The sequence below is a fragment of the Polaromonas jejuensis NBRC 106434 genome (assembly GCF_001598235.1).
Taxonomy (GTDB): Bacteria; Pseudomonadota; Gammaproteobacteria; order Burkholderiales; family Burkholderiaceae_C; genus Polaromonas; species Polaromonas jejuensis.
This window is the reverse complement of sequence record NZ_BCYO01000006.1, coordinates 222013-243540: the sequence shown is the minus strand read 5'-3', so window position 1 is coordinate 243540 and position 21528 is coordinate 222013. Positions and strand designations below refer to the sequence as shown.

The 21528-nt window shown below is 61.1% G+C and carries 19 protein-coding genes and 1 pseudogene; 9 read left to right on the top strand and 11 right to left on the bottom strand.

The genetic code is table 11. From position 1 onward, the window contains the following. The first annotated feature begins 421 nt into the window (after positions 1 to 421). The 4 genes from PJE01S_RS10135 to PJE01S_RS10120 all read left to right on the top strand — a co-directional run bounded on the left by PJE01S_RS10135 (position 422) and on the right by PJE01S_RS10120 (position 5308). Positions 422 to 1492 carry a porin gene (locus PJE01S_RS10135; RefSeq protein WP_068833347.1) on the top strand — a complete coding sequence of 357 codons (1071 nt, stop codon included), beginning with the start codon at positions 422 to 424 and terminating at the stop codon, positions 1490 to 1492. A gap of 339 nt (positions 1493 to 1831) precedes the next feature. Continuing rightward, the gene (locus tag PJE01S_RS10130; protein ID WP_084389451.1) at positions 1832 to 2938 is read left to right on the top strand and encodes a porin; all 1107 of its coding nucleotides are present in this window, start codon (positions 1832 to 1834) and stop codon (positions 2936 to 2938) included. 225 nt (positions 2939 to 3163) lie between these two features. Next, entirely contained in the window at positions 3164 to 3898 is a 735-nt protein-coding gene (locus PJE01S_RS10125) for a DUF3047 domain-containing protein (protein ID WP_281178587.1), read from the top strand. Between the two features lie 63 nt (positions 3899 to 3961). Beyond that, positions 3962 to 5308 carry a M20 aminoacylase family protein gene (locus PJE01S_RS10120; protein ID WP_084389449.1) on the top strand — a complete coding sequence of 449 codons (1347 nt, stop codon included), beginning with the start codon at positions 3962 to 3964 and terminating at the stop codon, positions 5306 to 5308. A 112-nt stretch (positions 5309 to 5420) separates the two neighbouring features. On the opposite strand, the gene PJE01S_RS10115 is transcribed toward PJE01S_RS10120, so the two are convergent. Further along, positions 5421 to 6266 (bottom strand): MurR/RpiR family transcriptional regulator, encoded by an 846-nt coding sequence (locus PJE01S_RS10115; RefSeq protein WP_068833343.1) that lies wholly within the window; start codon positions 6264 to 6266, stop codon positions 5421 to 5423. Between the two features lie 13 nt (positions 6267 to 6279). After that, on the bottom strand, positions 6280 to 7749 hold the full coding sequence (gene zwf / locus PJE01S_RS10110) for a glucose-6-phosphate dehydrogenase (protein ID WP_068833341.1): 1470 nt from the start codon (positions 7747 to 7749) through the stop codon (positions 6280 to 6282). Positions 7750 to 7887: 138 nt separating this feature from the next. On the opposite strand from zwf, the gene tal reads away from it, so the two are divergent. Continuing rightward, a complete protein-coding gene (tal, locus tag PJE01S_RS10105) occupies positions 7888 to 8835 on the top strand; it encodes a transaldolase (protein WP_068833340.1) in 948 nt (315 codons plus the stop codon). A 92-nt stretch (positions 8836 to 8927) separates the two neighbouring features. Next, on the top strand, positions 8928 to 10493 hold the full coding sequence (pgi, locus tag PJE01S_RS10100; RefSeq protein ID WP_068833338.1) for a glucose-6-phosphate isomerase: 1566 nt from the start codon (positions 8928 to 8930) through the stop codon (positions 10491 to 10493). Positions 10494 to 10626: 133 nt separating this feature from the next. On the opposite strand, the gene PJE01S_RS10095 is transcribed toward pgi, so the two are convergent. Beyond that, the gene (locus tag PJE01S_RS10095) at positions 10627 to 11301 is read right to left on the bottom strand and encodes an OmpW/AlkL family protein (protein WP_245660713.1); all 675 of its coding nucleotides are present in this window, start codon (positions 11299 to 11301) and stop codon (positions 10627 to 10629) included. Between the two features lie 308 nt (positions 11302 to 11609). On the opposite strand from PJE01S_RS10095, the gene PJE01S_RS10090 reads away from it, so the two are divergent. Next, positions 11610 to 11930 (top strand): DUF805 domain-containing protein, encoded by a 321-nt coding sequence (locus PJE01S_RS10090; RefSeq protein ID WP_068833444.1) that lies wholly within the window; start codon positions 11610 to 11612, stop codon positions 11928 to 11930. Between the two features lie 106 nt (positions 11931 to 12036). On the opposite strand, the gene msrA is transcribed toward PJE01S_RS10090, so the two are convergent. From msrA to PJE01S_RS10065, 5 genes and pseudogenes are all read right to left on the bottom strand, one after another. Beyond that, positions 12037 to 12795: a peptide-methionine (S)-S-oxide reductase MsrA gene (gene msrA, locus PJE01S_RS10085; protein ID WP_068833334.1), complete on the bottom strand. Its 759-nt coding sequence runs from the start codon at positions 12793 to 12795 to the stop codon at positions 12037 to 12039. 14 nt (positions 12796 to 12809) lie between these two features. Beyond that, a pseudogene (locus PJE01S_RS10080) lies at positions 12810 to 14093 on the bottom strand (cytochrome c biogenesis protein DipZ); the annotation flags it as partial. 30 nt (positions 14094 to 14123) lie between these two features. Beyond that, entirely contained in the window at positions 14124 to 14396 is a 273-nt protein-coding gene (locus PJE01S_RS10075) for a pentapeptide MXKDX repeat protein (RefSeq protein ID WP_068833330.1), read from the bottom strand. An 89-nt stretch (positions 14397 to 14485) separates the two neighbouring features. Further along, positions 14486 to 15277 (bottom strand): molybdopterin-binding protein, encoded by a 792-nt coding sequence (locus PJE01S_RS10070; RefSeq protein ID WP_068833328.1) that lies wholly within the window; start codon positions 15275 to 15277, stop codon positions 14486 to 14488. Then, the gene (locus PJE01S_RS10065) at positions 15274 to 15900 is read right to left on the bottom strand and encodes a cytochrome b/b6 domain-containing protein (protein ID WP_068833326.1); all 627 of its coding nucleotides are present in this window, start codon (positions 15898 to 15900) and stop codon (positions 15274 to 15276) included. Before PJE01S_RS10065 ends, PJE01S_RS10070 begins: the two co-directional genes overlap by 4 nt. A 98-nt stretch (positions 15901 to 15998) precedes the next feature. On the opposite strand from PJE01S_RS10065, the gene PJE01S_RS10060 reads away from it, so the two are divergent. Together PJE01S_RS10060 and PJE01S_RS10055 are read left to right on the top strand one after the other, a co-directional pair. Continuing rightward, positions 15999 to 16724: a response regulator transcription factor gene (locus PJE01S_RS10060; RefSeq protein ID WP_068833324.1), complete on the top strand. Its 726-nt coding sequence runs from the start codon at positions 15999 to 16001 to the stop codon at positions 16722 to 16724. Further along, the gene (locus tag PJE01S_RS10055; RefSeq protein ID WP_068833322.1) at positions 16721 to 18187 is read left to right on the top strand and encodes a sensor histidine kinase; all 1467 of its coding nucleotides are present in this window, start codon (positions 16721 to 16723) and stop codon (positions 18185 to 18187) included. The genes PJE01S_RS10060 and PJE01S_RS10055 overlap by 4 nt, the downstream gene beginning before the upstream one ends. Before the next feature lie 142 nt (positions 18188 to 18329). Here the strand turns inward: PJE01S_RS10055 and groL are convergent, their stop codons facing one another. The 3 genes from groL to PJE01S_RS10040 form a co-directional block, all read right to left on the bottom strand. Beyond that, complete coding sequence (gene groL / locus PJE01S_RS10050; protein WP_068833320.1) at positions 18330 to 19979, bottom strand: chaperonin GroEL; 1650 nt, start codon at positions 19977 to 19979, stop codon at positions 18330 to 18332. A gap of 48 nt (positions 19980 to 20027) precedes the next feature. Continuing rightward, complete coding sequence (locus PJE01S_RS10045) at positions 20028 to 20318, bottom strand: co-chaperone GroES (protein ID WP_068833317.1); 291 nt, start codon at positions 20316 to 20318, stop codon at positions 20028 to 20030. 292 nt (positions 20319 to 20610) lie between these two features. Next, a complete protein-coding gene (locus PJE01S_RS10040) occupies positions 20611 to 21420 on the bottom strand; it encodes a cysteine hydrolase family protein (protein WP_068833315.1) in 810 nt (269 codons plus the stop codon). Positions 21421 to 21528 lie beyond the last annotated feature (108 nt).

The window sequence follows — 21528 nt, the reverse complement described above, 5'->3', positions numbered from 1 at the left end:
GTTCGCCGTGCTCTCGGTCGCGTTACTACCTATCAAGCAATCGCCCGCGAATGCGAATGATCCGGCCAATGCACCAAGGATCAAGGGGCGGATGCTTTTTGCGAACGATTCCGGAGGGCCATGCCACACCAAAGTGGTGTGTAAGTGATGATGCGCACCGTTTTAGTAACCCTTGGCGTCGGTAATGCGTCCATAAAACCGGGCTGCGAAAGTCCTGCTCCTCGGCTTTGGTTGGGCCTGCTTCGATCGATGCGTTGCCTTTTTGCAACGGACTGGCATAAAACTTGCCTGCATCGTCATTGGTTCTTTGCGTTAGGTCTGAGCGCTAGGTCTAATACAGCTCTGGAGGGGCGAAAAAACGCCTTTCAGAAGTGTTCAGGTAACGCGTGTTTCTTGCTTTAACTTTTTTGGAGATTTTTTTATGAAGAAGAATTTGATTGGCTTGGCCGTTCTCGCCGCTTCCGGCGTGGCATCGGCACAGTCCACCGTAACGCTTTACGGTTTGGCTGATGTTTACTTCGGCAGCAACAACACCAAGAAGACTGTGGCTGGCGTTTCAAATTCCTTGCGGCAGACCGTGGTTGACAGCGGCGGCTTCAACACCAGCCGTTTCGGCCTGAAAGGTTCTGAGGACCTCGGTGGCGGTTTGAAAGCCAATTTCGTGCTGGAGTCGGGCTTTAAAATCGACACTGGCGCAGTCACCAACTACACCAACCCTTTCACGGGCGTGGATTCCCCCTCCACATTTAGCCGCAATTCATGGGTCGGTCTCTCCGGTGGTTTTGGTGAAGTCAGGCTCGGCAAAATGTGGACGCCTTTCGACGAAGTCAAAGGCAGCGGTGCCGCAGCGTTTGATGCCAACATTTTTGCGCCGGCAGCCAATGTGTGGCTGAGCAACAGCTACCAAGATCGTCCCGGCAATGCGATCTACTACGCAACGCCCACCTTCAGCGGTTTCAGCGGCGCTGCCATGTACAGCTTTGGCGAAAACAAGACTGCGACACAAAGCGCCGGCAAGATCGCCAGCTTCAACGTCCAGTACGCTGGCGGCCCGGTGGCTGCAGCCTTGTCTTACCAGACTGAAAAGCAGGGCGGTACGTTTGACGCGAACCCTACCACCAAGTTCACGCAACTCAATGGTTCCTATGACTTTGGTGTTGTGAAACTGCTCGGCGCCTACGGTCACGTCAAGGATGGCTCCATTGACCTTTTCGGCACGGGCAGCGTTCGCGTCGACAAGGCAACCGAGTACCAGATTGGTCTGGACGTCCCAGTCGGCAGCGCCTTCATCGTGTCGGGTGGCTATGCCCACTCCAAACTCACCACCCCTGCGGGTGACGTCAAGAGCAATGGTATTGGCCTGGCCGGCAAGTATGTCATGTCCAAGCGTACCTTCCTGTATGCAGGTCTGCAGTTGTCCAAGAACGACGCCGGCGCTGCGGGTGAACTCAAGAAAGACACCTACGCAGTTGGCATTCAGCACAAGTTCTAAATCCAGTCTGGCTTGAAGCCAGATAGAGGATTTGAATCCGAAGCCGCACCGGGGAAGCCTGGTGTGGCTTTTTTACTTACATGGCCGCTTGAGGGGGCGGTTCAAATCTCGCAAGGCATTGGCGTTGTTTATTGTCCACGAATCGCATAATTTTGTGGTTTTGGTGCAACGAAGTAGGCCTTTTTCAGGGCATTTCTTTGCGAATCAGCGCTCAGTCTGGTGCAATAGACCCAACTTCCCGAAAGGGGGTTGGCCCGGGTCTCTGGTGGAGCCACAAAGGTGAGAACCTGAAGTAGCCCCCGTGCCGGAGCCCTATGTTTAACCTTGGAGAAATTTCTAATGAAGAAGTCCCTTATCGCTTTGGCCGTGCTGGCAGCTTCCGGCGCCGCCATGGCCCAGTCTTCCGTGACCGTTTACGGCGTTGCTGACGCTTATGTTGGTTACGATACCGTTAAAAAGATTACCGCAGCTGGCGAAACGAAAGTCAGCCAGGGCGTCATCAACGGCAGCGGCTTGAGCAGCTCGCGTTGGGGCCTGAAAGGCTCTGAAGACCTCGGCGGCGGTTTGGCCGCTGTGTTCACGCTGGAAGGCGGTTTTAGCATCGACACCGGTGCACTTGCCAACAACAACGGCAGTACCGACGCTAACGCTAAAAGCATCTTGTTTGGCCGTGAGGCATCTGTTGGCCTGAAGGGCGCTTTCGGTGAAGCACGCCTGGGTCGTCAGTACACGGCTTACGACACACTGCGTGGTCTGACGAACAACACCTTTGACTCCAACACCTTCGCCACGACCGGCACGGTTTGGGACAAGACCGGCGGCACCAACCTTGTCGACTACAGCAACCGCGTTAACAACGCCATTCGCTACGACTCCCCAGTGTTCTCTGGTTTCAGCGGTTCCGTGGCTTACGGTTTCGGCGAAGACAAAACGGCGACCACCTCTGCTGCCAACAGCGCCAGCTTGAACGTCAAGTACGCCAACGGCCCATTGTTGGTTGGTTACGGCTACCAGCGTGAAAAAGAACAGATCGGTTCCACCCTCTTCTCTGTCACCAAAAGCAATGTTGTAACCCCAGCTGCAATTGCAGACACCCGCAAGTACAACCTGTTCGGCGCTTCTTATGACTTCGGCGTTGCCAAGCTGACCGGTAGCTACAACCAGGCCAAGAACGACGGGTTCAAAAAGAAGGAATACCAATTCGGCGTGAGCGTTCCGTTTGGTGCCGCTACCGTGGCCGCTGGTTACAGCCACGCCAAGAGCGATTCGCAAACTGCTGTTGTAGACAGCAACAAGGGCACCGGCTACAGCCTGCTGGGTACCTATAGCCTGTCCAAGCGCACGACCCTGTACGCTGGTTACATCAACACCAAAGCCGAATCTGCAAACGCTACTGTTACCGACAAGCGCTCGCTGTTCGCGACTGGTCTGCGCCACACCTTCTAATTTTTCAGCTAGCGCAAGCTAGTTGTTGAATGAAGCTGAAAACCCCATCGTGGCAACACGGTGGGGTTTTTTTACGGGCATGAAATCCAGGGCCGTCAGTGCCGGCGGGCTTTCCAGCTTGATTGCCGTGTGCGTTTGTGAAATAGAAATAGCATGATCCTTAGCCAGTTGGCACGATTGATTTGCATTTTGTCGGCGTGCCTGGTCAGCGCTTGCACTGGCGTTATGCCCGAAGAGCCGGCTGAGTCCGCGGCAGAAAAAGATCTCAACTGGGTCGCGGCATCGTTTGCTGTGGGCAGTTCTGCAAGGTGGCAGCACCGTCATTTTCCGGGTAAGAAGTTAACCTCATATCACGTGACCCGGCTGGATGGCCGCCATGTCATCCAGAGTGATTCGCAAAGCTCGGCCAGTATGTTGCGGCAGACCCTGCGTGTGGAACCCGCCGAACTGGGCGCGCTGCGGTTTTCCTGGAAAGTGCCTGAACTGATCAGCGGTGCTGACCTGCGCCAGCGTGACGGTGATGATTCTCCCGTGCGGATCGTGCTGGCGTTTGAAGGCGACCGTTCCAGGTTTTCGGCCAAGAACGCCATGCTGTCGGAACTGGCGCTGGCGTTGACGGGCGAGCCTCTTCCGTATGCGACCTTGATGTATGTATGGGGAAATCATTCTGCGCCCGGCAGCATCATCGTCAACTCGCGCACGGACCGCATCCGCAAGCTGGTCATTGAGTCCGGGCCGCAGCAACTTGACCGCTGGCTCGATTACGAGCGCGATATCCGGGCCGACTATGAACAGGCTTTCGGGGAGATGCCGGGCGCCCTGGTCGGCATTGGCCTCATGACGGACACCGACAACACCCGGCAGCAGACCAGAGCCTGGTATGGCCCCTTGACGCTGCTGGCTGGGCCCGTGGATGCTGCAGCGGGTCCCAGCCCATCTGTTGTATTTGGCAAACCCTGATGTTTACCGTGCCAATCGTTCAGGAATAGTATTCAACACTTGTTGACCCAGGATTGAATTGACATGCGCGCTCCTGCCACCCTTGAAAAAATTCCATCGACCACTTCATCCCTCTTTGCGCCTGATACGGCGAGTGCCGGGCCCGCCGACCGGCCGGGCCAGTTGCGCGCCAGCGGCCGAGCCTTCGCACAGATTGCGCAATTTCATCCCGAGCTGACCGCCTTCCGCCGCGACCTGCATGCGCATCCGGAGCTGGGTTTTGAAGAGGTCTACACTTCCAGCCGCGTCCTGCATGCGCTCAAGCTGTGCGGGGTGGACGAGGTGCACACGGGTATTGGCAAAACCGGCATTGTGGCGGTCATCAAGGGCCAACAGACCGATTCCATGCGCAAGTCCGGCGTGCGGCCCATGGTGGCCTTGCGCGCCGACATGGATGCGCTGCCCATGACCGAGCACAACGAATTTGGCTGGAAATCATCCAAGGCCGGGCTGATGCACGGTTGTGGCCATGACGGCCATACCACCATGCTGGTGGGCGCGGCCCGCTATCTGGCCGAGACACGCGCCTTTGCCGGCGACGCGGTGCTGGTGTTCCAGCCCGCGGAAGAGGGGCGCGGCGGCGCCGATGCCATGCTTAAAGATGGGCTGTTCGAGCGCTTTCCGGTGCAGGCCATTTACGCCATGCACAACTGGCCCGCCATGCGGCCCGGCACCATCGGCATCAATCCCGGCCCCATGATGGCGGCGGCCGACCGCATCACGATTGAGATCACGGGCAGGGGCGGGCATGGCGCCCATGCCTACCTGACGGTAGACCCCATCCTGGTGGCGGCGCACATCATCACGGCGGTGCAGAGCATTGTTTCGCGCAATGTGAAGGCCATGGACAATGCGGTGCTCAGCCTCTGCGCCATCAAGGCGGGCGATCTGGGCGCCATGAGTGTGGTGCCCGGCAACGCCACGCTGGTCGGAACCGTGCGCACCTTCAAGCCCGAGGTGCAGGATTTCGTGGAGCGGCGCCTGAATGAGATTTGTGCCTTGGTGGCGCAGGGCTTTGGTGCCACGGCCAGCGTGAAGTACGAACGCATTTACCCGGCCACCATCAATTCACCGGCGGAGTATGCGCTGGCCGCAAGCGTTGCCGAGCAGCTCGTGGGCACCGAAAACGTGGTGCGCAACCTGGAGCCCAGCATGGGTTCCGAGGATTTTTCCTTCATGCTCAAGGTCAAGCCGGGCGCCTACCTGCGCCTCGGCCAGGGCGAACAGCTGCCGGATGGCAAGGGCGGCGTGATCGGTGGCGTGGGCAGCCGCTTTCTGCACAACAGCTGCTACGACTTCAACGACAGCGTGCTGCCGCTGGGCTCGGCGCTGTTTGCGGGGATTGTGGAGCGCTCGCTGCCTTTGGCCTGAGCCTTTGCTTGCTCATTTGCTATTTATTTGATAGCTGTTTGCGCTTGTGCTGATTGGGCTGCAGGCCTTTTTTTTGTCTAAAAATACGGCTTGGCGGCTTGCGGTGGCGGCCTCAGGCGTAGCGCTTGTTGCGCAAGTTGTTTTTCATTTCCTTGAGCAGGGGTTGCAGCTTGGCGCCAATGCGCAGCGCCACGCAGGTCGCCAGGATGTCGATGATCATCAGGTGCATCAGGCGCGACACCATGGGGCTGTAGCGGTCATAGCCCTCGGGGTGGTTGGCGGCCAGGTGAATGTGGCCGGCCGCAGCCAGCGGTGAGCCGGTGACGGTGATCACGATGGTGGTGGCGCCGTTTTTGCGGGCGATGTCGCAGGCATCCATAAGATCGCGCGTGCGGCCGGAGTTGGAGATCACCACCACGCAGTCGCCCGGCCCCAGCAGCGAGGCGCTCATGACCTGCATGTGGCCGTCGCTGTAGGCAATGCTGGTGATGCCCAGCCTGAAGAATTTGTGCTGGGCATCCTGGGCCACGATGCCGGAGTTGCCGACGCCGAAAAACTCGATGCGTTTGCCGCTGTTGTAGGTGGCCAGCAGTGCCTGCGTGGCCTTTTCGAGGGCGGTGGTGCTGGCGTCGTTGCGGTACTTCAAAAACGCCGCCACGGTGTTGTCAATGACCTTGACGAGCACGTCGCCGGTCTTGTCGTCGGCGTCCACGCTGCGGTGAATGAAGGGCACGCCTTCGCTCACGCTGCCAGCGAGCTTGAGTTTGAAGTCCGACAGGCCGTCATAACCCATGCTGCGGCAAAACCGCACCACGGTGGGCTTGCTGACATGCGAGCGGTTGGCCAGCTCGGTGATCGGCAGGTTGGCAAAGGCGCGCGGGTCGGCCAGCACCAGGCGGCCGACGCGTTGTTCGGCGGGCGCCAGCGAGGGCAGGGAGGCTTTGATCCGGTCAAGCATTGAGAACCTTCATTTAGCTTTCCTCGCTCCAGCAATAGTTGTCCCGGGCAATCATGGCGCTGGAAGCACTCGGCCCCCAGGTGCCCGCTGCGTAGGGGCGAGGTCCGGTTGGCTCGTTATTCCATGTCTCCAGAATCGGCTCGACCCAGCGCCAGGCTTCTTCCTGCTCGTCACTGCGCACGAACAGGTTGAGCCGTCCGTCAATCACATCCAGCAGCAGCCGTTCATAGGCGCCTACGCGCTCGGAGCCAAAGCGCTTGTCAAAATCAAGGTCCAGCTGCACCGGTGCGAGCGTGGGCGTGCTTCTGGGGTGGCGCTGGTCGGCGCCTTGCGCCAGCAAATGCAGCTCCAGGCCGTCCTTGGGCTGCAGGTTGATCACCAGCCGGTTGCCCACGTTCGGGCTGGTCAGCGGCGCCTTGAAAATCGCATGCGGTGCCGGCCGGAAATTCACCTCGATATGCGCGTCGCGGTCGGCCAGGCGCTTGCCGGTGCGTATGTAAAACGGCACGCCGGCCCAGCGCCAATTGGCAATTTCCGTGCGCAGCGCCACAAAGGTTTCGGTGCGGCTGTCCGGGTTGACGCCCTTTTCATCGCGGTAGGCGGGCACGGCCTCGCCGTCGATGGCGCCTCCGGCGTACTGGCCGCGAACCACATGCTGGCTCAGGCTTGCGGGTGTCCAGGCTTTCAGCGAACGCAAGACCTTGAGTTTTTCATCGCGGATGGCATCGGCGTGCGAATTGATGGGCGGCTCCATGCCGATGGCGCACAGCAGCTGCAGCGCATGGTTTTGCACCATGTCGCGCAGCGCACCGGTGTTGTCGTAAAAGGCGCCGCGCTTTTCCACGCCCAGTTCTTCGGCAATGGTGATCTGGATGTTGGCGATGTGCTCGCGCCGCCACAGGGGCTCAAACAGCGCGTTGCCAAAACGCATGGCAAACAGGTTTTGCACCGAGGGTTTGCCGAGGTAATGGTCGATGCGGAAGATTTGCTGCTCAGTCAGCACGCTGCGCACGGTTTTGTTGATGGCGCGGTTGGAGGCCAGGTCATGGCCCAGCGGCTTTTCCAGCACCACCCGGGTTTGCGGGCCGTTCAAGCCGGCCGCGGCGATCTGCTCGCACACCGTGGTGAAGAGGTTGGGGGCGGTGGCCACATACATCACCACCACCTCGGCGGGCCGCTGCTGCAGCTTGGCGGCCAGACGGGCATAGTCGGCCGGGTTGGACAAGTCCATGCGCAGGAAACTGAGCAGCGCCGCAAAGCGCGAAAACTCCTCCTCGCTGGGGCGCTTGGCCAGCTCGACATGGTCAAACCGGGACTTGATGAGCGCCCGGTATTGGTCGTCCGACAAATCGTCGCGCGCCACGCCCACAATGCGACCGCCGGCCGGCAGCGAGCCGTGGCGGAAGGCCTGGAACAGGGCCGGCATGATTTTTCGCCACACCAGATCGCCGGTGCCGCCAAACAGGATCAGGTCAAAACTCATGGCTAGAATTTGTATTGGTAATTAAGTTTCACATTCTATGGGCATAATGGTAACTACGCTCAGGTGACTCCCTGTGAGCCCTGTGTTTTACCGGACGCTTGCCCGGACAAACTTCGCGCTTTGCCGCGCGCTCATGCCATGACACAACTTGACGCTCTGAAACAGTTCACCACCGTGGTGGCCGACACCGGTGACTTCAAACAACTGGCCCAGTTCAAGCCGCAGGACGCGACGACCAACCCGTCGCTCATCCTCAAGGCGGTGCAAAAAGCCGATTACCAGCCCTTGCTGAAAGACACGGTGGCCCGCTTCAAGGGCCGGCCGCTGGACGAAATCATGGACCGGCTGCTGGTGCGTTTTGGCTGCGAGATCCTGTCCATCATCCCGGGCCGCGTCTCCACCGAAGTGGATGCCCGCCTGAGCTTTGACGCCAATGCCAGCTACACGCGCGGCGAGCGCATCGTGGAGCTGTACCAGGCCGAGGGCATTCACATTGACCGGGTGCTGATCAAGGTGGCGGCTACCTGGGAAGGCATTCAGGCCGCCGAAAGGCTGGAGCGGCGCGGCATCCATACCAACCTCACGCTGCTGTTTTCCTTCTGCCAGGCCGTCGCCTGCGGCCAGGCGAAAGTGCAGCTGATTTCGCCCTTTGTCGGCCGCATTTACGACTGGTACAAGAAGTCGGCTGGCGCCGCCTGGGACGAGGCTGCGAACGCCGGCGCCAACGACCCGGGCGTGAAGTCGGTGCGCCAGATTTACAACCACTTCAAGCATTTTGGTATCGCCACCGAGGTCATGGGCGCGAGCTTTCGCAATGTCGGCCAGATCACCGCGCTGGCCGGCTGTGACTTGCTGACCATCAGCCCCGAACTGCTGGCCCAGCTGGCCGCCAGCGAAGCCCCGCTGGCGCGCGCGCTGGACGCCAGCGCCGCGAAAGCGCTGGACCTGCCTGCCGTGAATTTCGACGAGGCCGGTTTCCGCTACGCCCTCAACGAAGACGCGATGGCCACCGAGAAGCTGGCCGAGGGCATACGCGCCTTTGCTGCCGATGCGGTCAAGCTGGAACAGTTGATGGTGGCCGCATGAGCGCCGCCGAACGCAGCGAAGGGCCGCCCCGAGCAAGTTCAGCCCCCTCGGGGGGGAGCGCATCACACGAAGTGGCAAGCGTGGGGGCCTATATGTCCCGGTTGCGTTGTGACCAGACGCCCGCCTGGGGTGCGCTGCAGGCCTGCTTTAACGCGCACGGCCAGGCCTTTGACCTGCGCGAGGCGTTTGCCGCTGACCCGCAGCGCTTTGCCAACTTCAGCCAGCAGGCGCCCTATGTCTTTGCGGATTTGTCGAAAAACCTGATCGACGCCACCAGCCAGGCGCTGCTGCTTGACCTGGCCGGGCAGTGCGGGCTGGCGCAGCACCGCGACGCCATGTTTGCCGGGGAAAGCATCAACAGCACCGAGCGCCGTGCCGTGATGCATTTCCTATTGAGAAATACGGCTCCTACCCAGGAAGAACGGGCGCAAGCAGCTAGCAAAAACATAGCAAATGAAGCGCTGCAGGTGCATGCCACGCTGGACGCCATGCTGGCCTACGCGGAGCAGGTTCGCGCCGATGCGGCGATTACCGACATCGTCAACATCGGCATAGGCGGCTCGGACCTGGGGCCGCAAATGGCGGTGCTGGCGCTTGGCGAATTTGCGACGATGGGCAAGCGTTTTCACTTTGTCTCCAACGTCGACGGCCATGAACTGGCCGGCGTGCTGGCGCAGTGCCGGCCGCACAGCACGCTGTTTCTGGTCGCCTCCAAGACCTTCACCACCACCGAAACCATGACCAACGCCCATTCGGCCAGGCGCTGGTTTGAGGCGCAGGGCGGGCAGGATATCGGCCGGCATTTCGCCGCGCTGACGACCAATGTGGCGGCGGCGAAGGCGTTTGGCATCAGCACCAGCTTCGGTTTCTGGGACTGGGTGGGCGGCCGCTATTCGCTCTGGTCGGCCATCGGTTTGCCGATTGCCATCGCCATTGGCGCCGCGGGTTTTCGTGAATTCCTGGCCGGCGCGCACGCCATGGACGAGCACTTCCGCACGGCGGCGCTGGAGCGCAACCTGCCGGTACGCCTGGGCCTGCTGGACATCTGGTATCGCAACTTCCACGGCTTTGGCAGCCGCAGCATCGCGCCTTACAGCAGTGCCCTGCGCCGCTGGCCGGCGTATTTGCAGCAACTCGAAATGGAAAGCAACGGCAAGCGCGTGGACATGGACGGCCAGGCCTTGCCGTTTGAGACCTCACCGGTGCTGTGGGGCGAGCCCGGCACCAATGGCCAGCACGCCTATTTCCAGATGCTGCACCAGGGAACGTCCGTGGTGCCGGTCGAATTCGTCGCGGTCAAAAAAGCCGGCCATGACCTGCCCGGCCACCATAGCAAATTGCTGGCCAATGCACTGGCCCAGGCACAGGCCCTGATGCTTGGAAAAGTCGATGCGGGCGGCCACAGGCATTTTCCGGGCAACCGGCCCAGCACCTTTTTGCTGCTGGAGCAACTCACTCCCGCCAGCCTGGGGGCGTTGATTGCCCTGCAGGAACACCGCGTGTTTGTCAGTGGCGCGATCTGGGGCATCAACAGCTTTGACCAGTGGGGCGTGGAGCTCGGCAAGGTGCTGGCCAAGGATATCGAGCCACGCCTGGCTAACGGGGATGCATCCGGTCTGGATGCCTCGACGGCCGGCTTGCTGGCGCGTCTTCGCTAGCCGTGGCCTGCGCTGACCTGCTGCCGGCATGGCTGGGCAGGCGGTCGGATGCCGGCTGAAAAGACTGCCACTTGCGGGCGTGAAAAAGGCCGCGATGGGCGGCCTTTTTTGGGGGGAGGTGATCCGATGACGATCAGAACTTGTAGCCCAATTGCAGGGTGAAGCAGTTCGGGTCCAGCCCCACATCGATGGTATGGCCGGTGCTCAGCGTGCCGCGGGTTTTAAGAAAGGTTTTGGTGTAGCTGCCTTCCATGAACCATTTTTCATTGAGGTTGAAAACGCCCCCCACTTGCAGGGCGGGCGCCAGCTTCGATTTAAAAGACACACTCGTCGGCGCGCCGCCAGGGTTGGTGAGCGCGGTTAACAAGGCGGTACCGCGTTCCTTGTAGAACTTCACATAGGACAAGCCGGCGCCCAGGTAGGGGCGAAACCGGGCATTGGCGTCAAAGAAGCGGTATTGGCCGATCAGCGTGATCGGAAGGGCCCTGGTTTCGGCCAGCTTGCCGACACCGGCGAGCACGCCTGCACCGCTGAGGTCGTGCCTGAAACCGAAACCCAGCGGCAGGTGAAGGTTGATGTTGTCGGTGGCCATGTAATTCACGGCGGCGGTCAGCCGGGAGTCGCTGCTCACATCCACTTTGGCATTCGGCACAGTACCCGAAGGCGACGAGAGGCTGTCGCTGTCAACGGACGGCGCAATGTGTGTGATGCCGGCCGATACGGACCAGGTGCCCGCCTGTTGTGCCAAGGCGTGGGCTGCAGAAGCGACCAATGCGGCCGCAACAAGTATTTTTTTTGAAGGTGTCATGGAGTGCTTGTGAGGAGGATGCGCGCCATAACTCTTTGATGTGTTTTTTGCGCGCGACATGGACATGGTGATGGGCGAAACCGATATTATCGCTGGCAGCACTCCTGGCCTTGGGTTGAAGTGCAGCCCAGCTTTGCTGGACGGAGCTTGGACAAGGGTCAAGCGTGACCCATGCAGGATTCAAGCCAGGATTGCCGGGGCCTGGTCGCCGGCCTGCTTTTTCGGGGCCGTGGTGGCGTCGGCAGGACCGGCGCATTATCATGGGGCGGGGGAGTTTGCCCTGCATCAATATGGGGAGGATGAAAGCCATGAATTTTGGCCAAGCCATTTCCGCTTGCCTGAGCAAATATGCGACGTTTTCCGGCCGCGCCTCGCGCCCGGAGTTCTGGTGGTTCTTTTTGTTCCAGGTGCTGGCATCGATAGCCGCTTCCCTGGTTGGCGAGAGGCTGAACGGGCTGGTGAGCCTGGCCTTGCTGCTGCCGGCCCTGGCGGTGGGGACCCGTCGCCTTCACGATATTGGAAAAAGCGGCTGGTGGCAGTTGCTCCTGCTGACGGGCATAGGCTTTTTTGTGTTGCTTTACTGGTGGGCCCAGCCCGAACGGGACGGTGCCCTTGCCTACGAGGCCTAGCGCGTTTCAATCCAGGGCCAGCACAGCTTAATCTTTGCAAAAAAGCCGCATTCGCGGCTTTTTTGCATTTTTGACATACGGCCGAAGCCGCGGTGCTGCCCTGGCCTCAGCTTCCCTTGCCGACAAGCGCCGGTACCGCGCGGTAGCGATCGGGGAACAGCCGCTTGAGATTGTCGATTTTCGGCAGGTCGTTGTAGGCGATGTAGGGGTTGTGGGGGTTCCGCGCCAGGTAGTCCTGGTGGTAGGCCTCAGCCGGGAAGAAGGGTTTTTGCATTTCGGTGGTGGTGACGATGGGCAAGCCAAAGCTGCCGGCCTTGTTGAGCTGGGCGATGTAGGCCTTCGCAATGCGTGCCTGCGTGGCGTTCTGCGCGAAGATCGTCGATCGGTATTGCGGGCCCTGGTCCGGTCCCTGGCGATTCAGCTCGGTCGGGTTGTGTGCCACCGAAAAGTAAATCTGCAGGATGCGCCCATAGCTGATCTGCTTGGGGTCATAGGTGATCCGCACGGCCTCCGCGTGTCCGGTGCGGCCTGATCCCACGGCCTCGTAGCGTGCCGACGCCTCGTCGCCGCCGGCATAGCCCGACACGGCGCTGCTCACGCCCATGACATGCTGAAACACGCCTTGCACGCCCCAGAAGCAGCCACCGGCGAGCACCGCGGTTTCGACAGCCGCAGCGGGCGTTGCCGCCAGATCGTCGGCGGGTGCGGGGATGGCCACGGCGGATTCGGCCGCAAGCGACGGTACGGCCTGCCATAGCGTCGCTGCGGCAACGAAGGCCATGGCCAGAGCGGTCAGCACCGGGCGCCGGCTCAGGCGTGGCGGCGGCGTGAAAGGCTTTAGATAGGTGTTTGACGGTGTGTTCATAGCGGTTTCGCCTTGTTGCTGGCTTCTTCCAGAAGTTGCTGGATGACCTGTTCCGATTTTTCGTACTCGCCTTCGCCAAAGTGATGAAAGCGGATGCGCCCCTGAGCGTCGACGAAATAGTGCGCTGGCCAGTAGTTGTTGCTGAACGCGCGCCAGATGGCGAAGTCGTTGTCGACCACGACCGGAAACTCGACGCCCAGATCGCCCACGGCGCGCTTCACATTGTTGATGTTTTTCTCGTAGGCGAACTCGGGCGCATGCACGCCGACCACAACCAGCCCCTGGTCTTTGTATTTGCGGTGCCATTCGCGCACATGGGGCAGCGCGTTGCGGCAGTTGATGCAGCCGAAGGTCCAGAAGTCCACAAGTACCACCTTTCCGCGCAGCTCCCTGGCGGTGAGCGGCGGCGAGTTCAGCCATTCGACGCCGCCTGCCAGCGGCGGCATGCTGCCTTCGATGGGCAGTGTGTCGAGCCGCGGCAAGGTCGGGCGCGCCTGCACCCTGATGAAATTGCCTCGGTCCAGCGTTTGCGGACGAACGGCAGCGGCGGGTGCCTGTTCCGCCGGTTGCGGCCCCAGTCGCTGGAACAGGGCCTTTTCCAGTGAAGCAGCAGCGCCCGACGAGAATTGCGCCAGCAGTCCGGTGTCCAGCCCCAGTGCCACCGCAGTGGTGCCGGCGAGTACCGCCACCCCCAGTCCCTTGCGGAGCCACTCGCCAATGCCGAGCGAGCGCTTGAGGATGGCAAAGACCCGGCCGCCGGCGAGCAAAACCAGCCCGAGCGAGCTCACGGCACCGGCCGCATAGGCGAGCAGCAGCAGGGAGGTTCGCACGCTGGGCCCTTCGAGTGCGGCCCCGGTGAGGATCAGGCCCAGGACAGGGCCCGCACATGGCGCCCAAAGCAGCCCGGTGGCCATGCCGAGAAAAAAGGCGGACAAGGCAGGGCTCCCGGCCTTGTCCGTGGGTTTTGCTGCGGCGTTGGAAAGACGCGAACCCAGAGCCACCAGCGGCCGGGTGAGTCGTTCGGCCCAACGCGGTGCCATCAGCGCCACGCCCATGACGGCAAGCAGCGCAATGGCGGCCATCCGGCCGTATGTGTTGGCCGTTACGGCCCAGTTGCCCGCGACGGCGCCCAGTGTCCCGACGGCCGCAAAGGTGAGCGCCATGCCCGCCAGCAAGGGCAGGCCGCTTTTGGCGAATGGCTGGTCAACCCGCGCGAAGACGAAAGGCACCACCGGCAGGATGCAGGGAGCGAGGATGGTCAGCGCTCCGCCAAGATACGACAGGATGAAGAAAGTCATGAGGGACCTCCGCCCAGGCGTTGTCGCGGCTTACTTCTTCATTTCGTCCTTTTTCATGTCATCGTCTTTAGCCATCGCATCCTTTTTCTTGCCATCTTTGGACATTGTGCTTTTCGCCATCGAGTCCTTTTTTTTCATTCCGTCTTTAGCCATGGCATCCTTGGCCTTGGAGTCCTTGGCCATCGAGTCCTTAGTCATCTCGTCCTTGCCCATGGCGTCCTTCTTCATTTCGTCCGCGGCGAAGGCCGAGACGGAACCGATGGCCATGAAGGTCGCCAGGAGTGTTGCGGAGAGTTTGTTCATTTCAGTTTCCTTGTCGAGTCGGTTTTAAATGGCACGCTTCGAGATGTACGCGTGCCGCACGTTTCAACAGCGCTGAGCCTTCAGGGCACTCAACTGCCGCCGAACCAGTTGTAGCCCTGGTCTTCCCAATAGCCGCCAGGGTAGGTGTTGGTGACGAAGATCGCCTTGATATGTTTCGGGTTTTTGTAGCCCAGCTTGGTGGGCATGCGCAGCTTCATCGGGAAGCCATATTTCGGCGGCAAGGGCTGGCCGTCGTAGCTCAGCGTCAGCAGCGTCTGCGGGTGAAGCGCGGTCGGCATGTCTATGCTGGTGTAGTAGTCGTCCGCGCACTTGAAGCCTATGTACTTCGCGCTGGTGTCGGCGCCCACGCGCTTCAGGAAATCGGCGAAATGCACACCGCCCCATTTGCCGATGGCGCTCCAGCCTTCGACGCAGATGTGGCGGGTGACCTGATCCTGCTGCGGCATGGCGCGCAGTTCGGCCAGCGTCCAGCTGCGCTTGTCGGCCACCAGGCCAGTTACTTCGAGCCGGTAGCCGGCTTCGTCCACCTCGCGGATTTCATCTTCGCCGTAGTAGGCGTTGAACGGAAAGGGGCGCGTGATCATGGCGTCGGGGTAGGTCGGCGCGAGCCGGTTCGGGTCGAAAATCCAGCCCTGCACCGTGTCGTTGAAGCGCGAGATGCGGGCAAGCGCCGCTTCGACGCTGCTGTTGTCGCTGATGCTGCAGCCGCTCAGCAGCGACAGGCCGCCCAGCGTCAGCGAGCGCTGCAGAAAGGCGCGGCGTGCCGGCTGCGCTATGCGGCGGCCTATCAGCTTGCGGGCTTCGGCGAGGGCGGCATCGCCGTCGACGCCGGTCAGTGGGGGGCGTTGGAGTATCTTCATACGGTTTTCCCTGTGCGGCCGCTCAGCATGGTGAGCAGGGTGCGCGGAACCAGCGCGACCATCACCAGGTGAACGGCCACGAAGGCCACCAGTGCGGTCATCGCAAAAAAGTGAATCCGGCGGGCGACTTCGTAGCCGCCCAGCAGCTCGCGCAGCACACCGAACTGGACCGACTTCCAAAGCACGAGGCCCGACAGCACCAGCAGCACTATGTCGAGCATCACGAAGAGGTAGGCAAAACGCTGAACGTTGTTGTAGCTCCGCGGGTCGGCGTGTGAAAGCCGTCCGCGAAGCGCGGCGAGCGTGTCGCGCACAATGCCGGAGACCGTCAGCGGGAAGAACTTCCGGAACAGCCGGCCGCTGGCCAGATTGAATGACAGATAAATGAGCCCGTTGGCGGCCAGCAGCCACATCGCTGCAAAGTGCCACTGCAGTGCGCCGCCCAGCCAGCCGCCCAGCGTGATGACTTCCGGAATCTCAAAGGGAAAGAAGGGCGACGCGTTATAGATGCGCCAGCCACTGGTCACCATCACCAGCACGGCCAGGGCGTTGAGCCAGTGGGTGATGCGCATCCACAGCGGGTGGATGGGCGCACAGCCTTTGTCGGTGGTTTTGTGCTTCATGGGGCGGATTATTGGACGCACTCCATGGCCGATTCATCACGAAATGTTCAATTAATTGTGATAACTCAAAAAGAGGGATCGCGTGATAATCCCAAGTGATGGACCCTGCCAAACGTGTTCTGATCGTCGAGGATGATCCCCATATTGCAGAGCTGCTGCGCATGCATCTGCACGATGAGGGGCTGACCGTGGTGCATGCCGCTGATGGCCATGCGGGTGTCCGCGAGCTCGAACGCGGCCACTGGGATGCGCTGGTTCTCGACCTGATGCTCCCCGGCGTCGATGGCCTCGAAATCTGCCGTCGCGCCCGCGCGATGACGCGCTACACGCCCATCATCATCATCAGCGCCCGCTCCAGTGAGGTGCACCGCATTCTTGGCCTGGAACTCGGCGCCGACGACTATCTCGCCAAGCCTTTTTCGGTACTTGAGCTGGTGGCGCGCGTGCGTGCGCTGCTGCGGCGCACCGAAGCCATGGCGCGCGATGCGCGTGTGGAGTCCGGCCGACTCGAGCTGGGCAACCTCTGCATAGACCCGCTGGAACGCGAGGTGCAGGTGGACGGGAAACGCATCGAATTGACGCCACGCGAATTCGACCTGCTGTATTTTTTCGCGCGCCATCCCGGGCGTGTTTTTTCGCGGCTGGATTTGCTCAACCAGGTATGGGGCTACCAGCACGATGGCTATGAGCACACGGTCAACACCCATATCAACCGCCTGCGAATCAAAGTGGAGGCCAACGCGGCAGAGCCCCGCCGCATCCTCACGGTCTGGGGGCGCGGCTACAAAATGGTGGTGTCTGCTGCGGAAGAGGCCGGGACATGAAGCCAGGCGGCCTTTCCCTGTCGCAGCGTCTTTCAATGGTGTTTGCGGTCTTGCTGCTGGCTTGTTGCGGCGCAACGGCGTGGCTTCAGATGAGAGCGAATGGGCAGCATGAACAGGAGGTGATGCAGCGCCTCTCCATGGGCTTGGCCGCACACATTGCCGCCAACTCGGCCTTGATGGAGCGTACGGGTCTTAATGAGGCTGCGGTACATGACCTGTTCGACAAGCTGATGGCCGTCAACCCCAGTGTCGAGGTCTATCTGTTGTGGCCGGACGGGCGCATCCAGGCGCAGGCTGCCCCGCCAGGGCATCTGAAGCGCGACCGGGTTGACGTTGCACCGATCCGGCGCCTGCTGGCCGGGGCGCCGCTGCCCGTCTTCGGCGACGACCCGCGCAGCAGTGACTCGCGCAAGGTATTCAGCGCTGCCCCGCTGAAAGTCGATGGGCGTGATGCAGGCTACGTCTACGTGGTCCTGTTCGGTGAGGAGCGCGATACCCTGGCTGCCAACCTCTCTGCCGACAGTGTGCTGCGCTCCACGCTCTGGTCCATGGCGCTGGTCGCCTTGCTGGGCCTGATTGCGGGGCTGGCGGCCTTTCACCTGATCACGCGGCCACTGCGCCGGTTAACAGTGGCGGTACGCCATTTCGAGACGGATGGCCTTGTCGCGCTGGACAGTGCCGCGCCCGCACTGGCGCAGGCCTGCAAGGGCGGCGGAGAAATCGCCGCGCTGGGCCAGGCCTTCGCGCGAATGACGCAACGCATCGCCGAGCAGTGGCGCGAGCTGACGTTGCGGGATCAGCAGCGGCGCGAACTGTTTGCCAACATTTCGCACGACCTGCGTACGCCGCTGACATCCCTGCACGGTTATCTGGAGACCTTGCTGGTGAAAGCCGATACGCTGGATGCTGCCGATCAACGTCGCTACCTTGAAATTGCACTCGACCAAAGCCGCAAGGTTGGGCGCCTGGCCCAGGAGCTGTTCGAGCTGGCCCGTCTCGAATACGGCGTCGTCAAGCCTGAAATGGAGCGCTTTGCGCTTGCCGATCTGGTGCAGGACGTTTTCCAGAAATTCGAGCTGGCCGCAGAGGCGCGGAGCCAGCGGCTGATCCCCGATATGGTGCCAGGCCTGCCCGTCGTCACGGCGGATCTGGGGATGATCGAGAGGGTCTTGACCAATTTGCTGGACAACGCGATTCGCCACACCCCCGAAGGCGGCGAAATCGTGGTGCAGTTGCGGCCGGAAGCCGCGGGCGTGCGTGTCGAGGTCAGTGACACCGGGCCGGGTATTCCGGGTGCGCTGCACCAGGGGCTTTTCATGCGCCCGGTGTTTTCGTCCGCAGGCGGACGTGCCGGCGGACTGGGTCTTGTCATCGTGAAGCGCATCCTGCAGCTGCATGGGAGTGACATCCAATTGCTGCAGCGCGCTGAAAAAGGTGCCGTTTTTTCTTTTCTGCTCATGTAAAAAGGCCCCGCAGCTTGCGCTGCGAGGCCTTTGAGTTGGCTGAGAGCCGGGCGGTGTCAAACCGCCGCCGGACCGCCCTCATGTCGCTGTGTTTCCCCCTCGCGGGGCAAAGCATGCGAAGTGGCAAGTCCGGGGGCTGACATTACATGCCCATGTCGCCCATGCCACCCATGCCGCCCATGCCGCCTGGCATGCCGCCAGCCGGTGCCTCGTCTTTTGGCGACTCGGCCACCATGGCTTCGGTCGTCAGCATCAGCGATGCCACGGAAGCGGCGTTTTGCAGCGCGGTGCGGGTCACTTTCGTGGGGTCCAGAATACCCATTTCGATCATGTCGCCGTAGGTGTCGTTGGCTGCATTGAAGCCGTAGTTGCCCTTGCCGGCCAACACGGCGTTGACCACCACAGAGGCTTCGCCGCCTGCGTTGTACACAATCTCGCGCAGAGGCGCTTCGATGGCGCGCAGCACCAGCTTGATACCGGCTTCCTGGTCGGCGTTGTCACCCTTGATGGTGCCAGCAGCCTGCTTGGCACGCAGCAGCGCCACGCCGCCACCAGCCACAATGCCTTCTTCCACGGCAGCGCGGGTGGCATGCAGGGCGTCTTCAACGCGGGCTTTCTTTTCCTTCATCTCGACTTCGGTGGCAGCGCCAACCTTGATCACGGCAACACCGCCGGCCAGCTTGGCCACGCGCTCTTGCAGTTTTTCGCGGTCGTAGTCGCTGGTCGCTTCTTCGATCTGGACGCGAACCTGCTTGACGCGGGCTTCGATGTCAGCGGCAGCGCCGGCGCCGTCGATGATGATGGTGTTTTCCTTGCCCACTTCGATGCGCTTGGCAGAGCCGAGGTCAGCCAGGGTCACTTTTTCGAGCGACAGGCCAACTTCTTCGGCGATCACCTTGCCGCCGGTCAGGATGGCGATGTCTTCCAGCATGGCCTTGCGGCGATCGCCGAAACCAGGGGCCTTGACTGCGACCACTTTCAGGATGCCGCGCAGGGTGTTGACCACCAGCGTCGCCAGGGCTTCGCCTTCAACTTCTTCGGCAATGATCAGCAGCGGACGGCCGGCCTTGGCAACCTGCTCCAGCGTGGGCAGCAGGTCACGGATGTTGCTGATCTTCTTGTCGTAGAGCAGCACAAAGGGGTTGTCCAGCAGGGCGGACTGCTTTTCAGGGTTGTTGATGAAGTAAGGGGAGAGGTAGCCGCGGTCAAACTGCATGCCCTCGACCACGTCGAGTTCGTTTTGCAGGGACTTGCCGTCTTCCACGGTGATCACGCCTTCCTTGCCGACCTTGTCCATCGCGTCAGCAATGATCTTGCCGATGGATTCGTCGGAGTTGGCGGAAATCGAGCCGACCTGGGCGATTTCCTTGGAGGTCGTGGTGGGCTTGGAAGCCTTTTTCAGCTCTTCGGTCAGGGCCAGCACGGCCTTGTCGATGCCGCGCTTGAGGTCCATCGGGTTCATGCCGGCGGCCACGTATTTCATGCCTTCGCGCACGATGGCCTGTGCCAGCACGGTGGCGGTGGTGGTGCCGTCGCCAGCGTTGTCAGAAGTCTTGGAAGCGACTTCCTTGACCATCTGCGCGCCCATGTTCTGCAGCTTGTCCTTGAGTTCGATTTCCTTGGCGACGGACACACCGTCCTTGGTCACGGTAGGGGCGCCGAAAGAGCGCTCCAGCACCACGTTACGGCCTTTGGGGCCCAGGGTGACCTTGACGGCGTTGGCCAGGATGTTCACACCCTCGACCATGCGTGCGCGGGCTTCGCCGCCGAAAATGACGTCTTTTGCTGCCATGTTTAATTCTCCAGATTCAGTTGATTAGGGATTGAAAGAGCTGAGAACTTATTTCTCGACCACTGCGAAGAGGTCTTCTTCTTTCATGACGAGCAGTTCGTCGCCATCGACCTTGACGGTCTGGCCGCTGTATTTGCCGAACAACACGCGGTCGCCGACTTTCACGCCCACGGGGCTGATGTCGCCCTTGTCATTCTTCTTGCCTGGACCGACTGCCAGCACTTCGCCTTGATCAGGCTTTTCAGCGGCGCTGTCAGGAATGACGATGCCGGAAGCGGTTTTGGTTTCGTTTTCCACGCGTTTGACGATCACGCGGTCGTGCAAAGGACGAAGTTTCATGAGAGCTCCTTGTTTGAGAATCAAAAAATCACCGACTAAAAGTCGGTGAACACTAACTTTATGGCTTGGTAGCGCTTGTTAGCACTCCATGCCATCGAGTGCTAATCATAAGGGGTTTTGTGAAGTTTTCAAGACGGGTTGATGCTTGAATGCCGTGTTGATGCACGATCTGCACAACAAATTGGCCAAATTCTCAAGGAGGCGGATGTGCAGGACTCCGTTTGCCGCGCCTGGCGACGATGCGATTCCTGCAAGGTTGCGCGCGCTGGCGCCCTCAGCGCCGTCTGGATTTTCAGCCGTGCTGCGCCATGGCTTGCGCGCTCGTCAGCGTCTTGGCACCCAGTCCGCGGGCAAAGCTCATAAATGCCTCGCTCTGTTGCTCGAACCCTGCAACAGGACTCATGCAGTCCGTCAAAAGAATGATTCGACCCATCTGCTGCGGCGTGAGTGCCTGAAAGACGTCTTCCATGGTGGCTTTCACGCAATGGCTGGAGGCTTCACCCGCCACATACAGGTAACCGTCAATGGCCTTCAGGCTCGCCAGCAGGGTCTGGTTGGGCAGCGTGAGCGGGTCGTCAGGGCAGGGGACCTCGGCCCGAATCGCGCTGTATTGCTCGGTCATCGGGTTCATGCCCTTGAGTACCTTCGTGACCTGCCGCTGATGGGTCAGCTCCCATTGGTTCAGGGCGGCGGCCACCTGCTGCTCGATGTTGTGTCCCCAGGTCCCGGTCACGCAATGCACGGGCCAGACCATCAGGGTGTACCTTCCTGCGGCCTCAAGTGCCCGGAGGTAGTTGAGCACCTGGGGACGTAACTCTGCACGTCGTGGCAGAAAGCGTCCTGCCTCCACATCGGCCGCCAGAATGGGGGTGAAGGGCGCTATGGCATCTCTTGTGCCGGTCTGCCAGAACGTCGGCCGCTCGATCCCCACGTAGGGATGCGAGTCGAGCGTGACGATGAGGCGCGACAGCCGGGAACCCATGCGGGTCATGAAGTCCGCCAGGCGGCCCATGTCTGCACAGGCCCCCGCGACCGGCAGGCTGGCGCCGGGCTGGTCACAGAAGTCGTTTTGGGGATCGATGACAAGAAGGCCGTGGTTCATGGTGCGGTGAATGACAGGGTGCCAAAAAGAAAAAGCCTGACGTCACCCGGTGGGCGGCGTCAGGCTGTCTATGGATTGGCAGGCATGACGATGCCCGTGCAGCTTGCT

Bases quoted from the DNA above. Each gene is read 5' to 3' on its own strand.
- PJE01S_RS10135 (WP_068833347.1), top strand. From the start codon at position 422: ATGAAGAAGAATTTGATTGGCTTGGCCGTTCTCGCCGCTTCCGGCGTG.
- PJE01S_RS10130 (WP_084389451.1), top strand. From the start codon at position 1,832: ATGAAGAAGTCCCTTATCGCTTTGGCCGTGCTGGCAGCTTCCGGCGCC.
- PJE01S_RS10125 (WP_281178587.1), top strand. From the start codon at position 3,164: ATGCCCGAAGAGCCGGCTGAGTCCGCGGCAGAAAAAGATCTCAACTGG.
- PJE01S_RS10120 (WP_084389449.1), top strand. From the start codon at position 3,962: ATGCGCGCTCCTGCCACCCTTGAAAAAATTCCATCGACCACTTCATCC.
- PJE01S_RS10115 (WP_068833343.1), bottom strand. From the start codon at position 6,266: ATGCTTGACCGGATCAAAGCCTCCCTGCCCTCGCTGGCGCCCGCCGAA.
- zwf (WP_068833341.1), bottom strand. From the start codon at position 7,749: ATGAGTTTTGACCTGATCCTGTTTGGCGGCACCGGCGATCTGGTGTGG.
- tal (WP_068833340.1), top strand. From the start codon at position 7,888: ATGACACAACTTGACGCTCTGAAACAGTTCACCACCGTGGTGGCCGAC.
- pgi (WP_068833338.1), top strand. From the start codon at position 8,928: ATGTCCCGGTTGCGTTGTGACCAGACGCCCGCCTGGGGTGCGCTGCAG.
- PJE01S_RS10095 (WP_245660713.1), bottom strand. From the start codon at position 11,301: ATGACACCTTCAAAAAAAATACTTGTTGCGGCCGCATTGGTCGCTTCT.
- PJE01S_RS10090 (WP_068833444.1), top strand. From the start codon at position 11,610: ATGAATTTTGGCCAAGCCATTTCCGCTTGCCTGAGCAAATATGCGACG.
- msrA (WP_068833334.1), bottom strand. From the start codon at position 12,795: ATGAACACACCGTCAAACACCTATCTAAAGCCTTTCACGCCGCCGCCA.
- PJE01S_RS10075 (WP_068833330.1), bottom strand. From the start codon at position 14,396: ATGAACAAACTCTCCGCAACACTCCTGGCGACCTTCATGGCCATCGGT.
- PJE01S_RS10070 (WP_068833328.1), bottom strand. From the start codon at position 15,277: ATGAAGATACTCCAACGCCCCCCACTGACCGGCGTCGACGGCGATGCC.
- PJE01S_RS10065 (WP_068833326.1), bottom strand. From the start codon at position 15,900: ATGAAGCACAAAACCACCGACAAAGGCTGTGCGCCCATCCACCCGCTG.
- PJE01S_RS10060 (WP_068833324.1), top strand. From the start codon at position 15,999: ATGGACCCTGCCAAACGTGTTCTGATCGTCGAGGATGATCCCCATATT.
- PJE01S_RS10055 (WP_068833322.1), top strand. From the start codon at position 16,721: ATGAAGCCAGGCGGCCTTTCCCTGTCGCAGCGTCTTTCAATGGTGTTT.
- groL (WP_068833320.1), bottom strand. From the start codon at position 19,979: ATGGCAGCAAAAGACGTCATTTTCGGCGGCGAAGCCCGCGCACGCATG.
- PJE01S_RS10045 (WP_068833317.1), bottom strand. From the start codon at position 20,318: ATGAAACTTCGTCCTTTGCACGACCGCGTGATCGTCAAACGCGTGGAA.
- PJE01S_RS10040 (WP_068833315.1), bottom strand. From the start codon at position 21,420: ATGAACCACGGCCTTCTTGTCATCGATCCCCAAAACGACTTCTGTGAC.